Raw genomic sequence first — 370 nt, forward strand, 5'->3', positions numbered from 1 at the left:
GTGAAGGTCGATACCGGAATGCTCTCGAACATCATGGGTCCGCTGCTCGATCAGGCCCGTGAGCTGGGCGCGAGCGTGGACCGGGCGTATGTGCCGTATCCCGGTTCGTTCGGTGGCCTGACGCCCGGTGGCACCGAGTCGTATGTCGAGTCGGTGACCGCGGGGGAGGAGAACCTGTCCCTGGCGGCGCAGAAGGTGCTCTCGCAGTGCCCCTCGGCCAAGCTCGCCGTGGTCGGCTTCTCCCAGGGCGCCCATGCCGCGTCGAATTTCCTGCGGTCGGTCGGCAAGGGCAGCGGGGTCGTTCCGGCCCGCTCGGTCGCAGCCGGTGCCCTGTTCGGCGCGCCGACCCGCAGCCCCGGATCGGGACTGT

At 69.7% G+C, this 370-nt stretch carries 1 protein-coding gene; it reads left to right on the forward strand.

What is annotated here, in order from left to right; all coding sequences use genetic code 11:
- Nucleotides 1-18: 18 nt before the first annotated feature.
- Nucleotides 19-370: cutinase family protein (locus tag NVV99_RS26400; protein WP_260783288.1), on the forward strand; the 352-nt coding region annotated here is incomplete at its 3' end.

Origin of the sequence: Rhodococcus sp. PAE-6, assembly GCF_025290685.1 — a bacterium.
Lineage (GTDB): Bacteria > Actinomycetota > Actinomycetes > Mycobacteriales > Mycobacteriaceae > Rhodococcus > Rhodococcus pyridinivorans.